Source organism: Myxococcus sp. AB036A, from assembly GCF_006547355.1.
Classification (GTDB): domain Bacteria; phylum Myxococcota; class Myxococcia; order Myxococcales; family Myxococcaceae; genus Myxococcus; species Myxococcus virescens.
Genome location: NZ_VHLC01000205.1, coordinates 1 through 3,311, shown reverse-complemented (window position 1 = coordinate 3,311; position 3,311 = coordinate 1). Strand labels below are relative to the sequence as shown.

4 protein-coding genes are annotated in these 3,311 nt (G+C 70.1%); 3 read left to right on the top strand and 1 reads right to left on the bottom strand.

Going from position 1 to position 3,311, the window contains the following annotated elements; genetic code table 11:
- The coding region (locus tag FL344_RS37995) for a serine/threonine-protein kinase (RefSeq protein ID WP_141621933.1) at positions 1–917 on the top strand (917 nt) is incomplete at its 5' end.
- A 73-nt stretch (positions 918–990) separates the two neighbouring features.
- Positions 991–2,190 (top strand): phosphoserine phosphatase SerB, encoded by a 1,200-nt coding sequence (gene serB, locus FL344_RS37990; RefSeq protein WP_141621932.1) that lies wholly within the window; start codon positions 991–993, stop codon positions 2,188–2,190.
- A gap of 9 nt (positions 2,191–2,199) precedes the next feature.
- Here serB and FL344_RS37985 read toward each other — a convergent pair whose 3' ends face one another.
- Positions 2,200–3,042, bottom strand: coding sequence for a general secretion pathway protein GspE (locus FL344_RS37985; protein WP_011551210.1), 843 nt, complete (start codon positions 3,040–3,042; stop codon positions 2,200–2,202).
- A 60-nt stretch (positions 3,043–3,102) separates the two neighbouring features.
- Here FL344_RS37985 and FL344_RS37980 point away from each other — a divergent pair, with 60 nt between their 5' ends.
- Positions 3,103–3,297, top strand: coding sequence for a CPXCG motif-containing cysteine-rich protein (locus tag FL344_RS37980; RefSeq protein ID WP_011551211.1), 195 nt, complete (start codon positions 3,103–3,105; stop codon positions 3,295–3,297).
- The last annotated feature ends 14 nt before the right edge of the window (positions 3,298–3,311 follow it).

Sequence of the window (3,311 nt, the reverse complement as noted above, 5' to 3'; positions counted from 1 at the left end):
CTCCTCCCCCCGCTTCCACCTCCGCCGCCGCAGCAGCGCCCGCCGCTCCCGCTCCGAAGGGCGCCGAGCTGGACCTGCGCTACCAGAAGTTCGATCCCATCGGCACCGGGCCGCTGGGCACCGTCTTCAAGGGGCGTGTCACCGCGCTGGGCCTGGACATCTGCCTCAAGGAGCTGAAGGACATCTTCGGCTACTTCTCCTTCCTGCAGCGGGGCGAGGTGCTCAAGCGCCTGAAGAAGGAGCTGTGCGCCCAGGCGCAGGTGCGCCACCCGGGCGTGGTCCAGGTGGTGGACCAGAACGTGGACGCCGCCCGGCCGTACTTCGTGCTGGAGCTGATGCAGGGCAGCCTGCGTGAGCGGCTGGACGCGGGCGGTGGCAATGGCGTGCCGGTGCCCTTCGCGCTGCGCGCCTTCCTGCAGATGGCCTATGGGCTGCGGGCCGCGCACGCCGCGGGCCTCACGCACCACAACATCAAGCCGGAGAACGTGCTCTTCGACGTGTACGGCAACGCGAAGCTGGCTGACTTCGGCCTGGGCCGCGTGGTGGAGGTGGATGCCACCAAGGGCATGCCCCAGGTCTTCGTGGGCACGGGTGGCATGGCCTATATGGCGCCGGAGCTGATGAACCGGGGCGGCAAGGAGCCGGGTGCCTCCGCGGACGTCTACGCGCTGGGCATCCTGCTCTACGAGATGCTCACCGGGCAGATTCCGGGCCGCCGCTCGCCGCTGCCCTCCGAGGTCAACCCGGAGGCCCCCAGCGGCCTCGACCAGCTCTTCGACAAGGCCACCCAGGACAAGCGCGAGCAGCGCTACCCGGACGTGGACGCCATGTTGGAGGACTTCTACAAGGCGTTCCCGGACAAGGAGTTCCTCGCCAAGGGCGACCTCGTCATCTCCTCGGACACGCCGAAGGAGTGACGGACGAGCGGCCGGGCCCCGGTGCACTCGGGGCTCGCCGCGCACGTTGGGGGCTGCCACACTCCGTGGCGCCATGACTCCGCCCCTGTCCGAAAGCGTGCTCATCACCGTCACCGGGAAGGACCATCCCGGAATCGTCTCGCGCCTCACCGGCCTGCTGGCGGAAGCTGGCGCCGAGCTGCTCGACGTGGAGCAGGTGGTGGTGCAGGGGCGCCTCACGCTCTGCCTGCTGGTGCGTCTGCCCCCGGCGAGCGGCACCCTGGAGACGCTGCTGTCCGCCGCGAAGACGCTGGGCGTGACGCTGGACTTCCAGGCGGTGGAGGCGGCCGCCACGCCCGCCGCGTCCGTGCGCCACGTCGTCACCGCTGTGGGCCGCGCCCTGGGCGCGAGGGAGCTTCATGCGCTGACGCAGGTGCTCGCGGGGCACGGCGCCAACGTGGAGCGAATCACGCGCCTCAGCGAGCCGCACCTGGGCTCGGTGGACATCCACATCAGCCTGCCGCCGGGCCAGCCGCCCGACGCGCTCAAGCACGCGCTGCTGGAGCTGTCCATGCAGTCGGGCGGGTTCGACGTGGCGTTGCAGCGCGAGAGCCTGTTCCGGCGCGGCAAGCGGATGGTCGTCATGGACATGGACTCCACGCTCATCCGCATCGAGGTCATCGACGAGCTGGCGCGCGCGCATGGCGTGGGCGAGCAGGTGTCGCGCATCACCGAGCGCGCCATGCACGGCGAGATGGACTACGACGAATCGCTGCGTCAGCGCGTGGCGTTGCTGCGGGGCCTGGATGCGTCCGTGGTCCACCAGCTCGCGGCGAACCTGCCGCTGACGGAGGGAGCGGAGACGCTGGTGCGCGTGCTCAAGCGGCTGGGCTACCGCACCGCCGTCATCAGCGGCGGCTTCTCCGTGGCGGCCGAGGCGCTGAAGGCGCGGCTGGGCATCGACTTCGCGTACTCCAACGAGTTGGAGATTCAGGACGGGAAACTCACCGGCCGCACCGTGGGCCGCATCGTCAACGCGCAGCGCAAGGCGGAGCTGTTGGAATCGCTGGCGCAGGCGGAAGGCATCCTGCTGGACCAGGTGGTCGCCGTGGGAGACGGCGCCAACGACTTGCTGATGCTGGAGCGCGCCGGCCTGGGCATCGCCTTCCGGGCGAAGCCCAAGCTGCGCGCCGCGGCCGACACGTCCATCTCCGCGGGCGGCCTGGACAGCATCCTCTACCTGCTGGGGCTCACCGGCCGCGAGCTGCTGGAAGCGGGCTCCGTCGCCGGCTGAGGGCGCGCCCTACAGCCGCATCCGCGCCGCCAGTTCGCGCTGCTGGAGCTGGTTCTTCTCCAGCAGCAGCTCGAGCAGCGCGCGCAGAATCTTGGAGCTCTTCTCCTGGTTCTGCTGCACCGTCTGCAGCCGCTTGAGGTCCTCGTCCGTCCACTCGTTGGCGGGCGCGCCACCCGCCAGAATCTCGTCGAGGATGTCCGCGGCGCTGGCGCCAGCGCCTGGGGCGGGGGCGCGCTCCGGCGCGCGGGGCGGCGGCGCCGCGGCGGGAGCGGGCGGGGTGATGTCGGCGATGCGCTTCACCACCGTGTTGCCGCTCATGTCGACGACCTTGAACTCGTCCTCGTCCTCCGGCGCGTCCGAGCTGCTCGGGCGCTTGTTGCCGCCGAAGCGCGTGCTGACGACGGGCTCCTGGCCACGGTAGTGGCGGAGGATGGCGTGTTCGATTTCACGCTCGCCCGCCACCATGACGACCACGCGGGCGCGGCTCTTCGCCGCCACCTGGTCCAGGGTGACGAGGTCCGTGGGGTCCGCCATGGCCAGCACCAGCGTCTTGCCGTTGTCCTTGAGCGACACCGGGAAGACGGCCTTCTGTTCGGCGAGGCTCACGTCCACGCGTGAGAGCGCGCCCGCGTCGCGCGTGACGTTGCCCAACTGGATGCGCTGCATTCCCAGGCCCTGGCAGATGGCCTCGGTGATGACGTCGTCGGTGGCCAGACCCAGGTCCGCGATGATGCGTGACAGACGTCCGCCCCACTGGTCATGGGTGGCCAGTGCGCTGCGCAGTTGCAAGTCGTCGATGACGCGTGCCTTGACGAGGATGTCGCCAATGCGATTCCGGGAAGGAGAGGCCATGGCTCGGCATTCTACCGTCTAGATGCGCGGACGCTGAGTCCGTGATGAGGAGACCCAGCCATGCAGCCCTTCGCGGAATCCGCCGCCCAGCTCTGCCCCTACTGCGGTGAGGAAGTGGAGGTCGCCGTGGACCCCATTGGTGTGGCCTCGGAGACGTACATCGAGGACTGCCCGGTGTGCTGCCGTCCCTGGACGGTGCAGGTGTCCCGCGACGAGGAGAGCTTCGCCGTGCACCTGGGCCGCGACGACGACTGAGGCGGCCTGGGGGG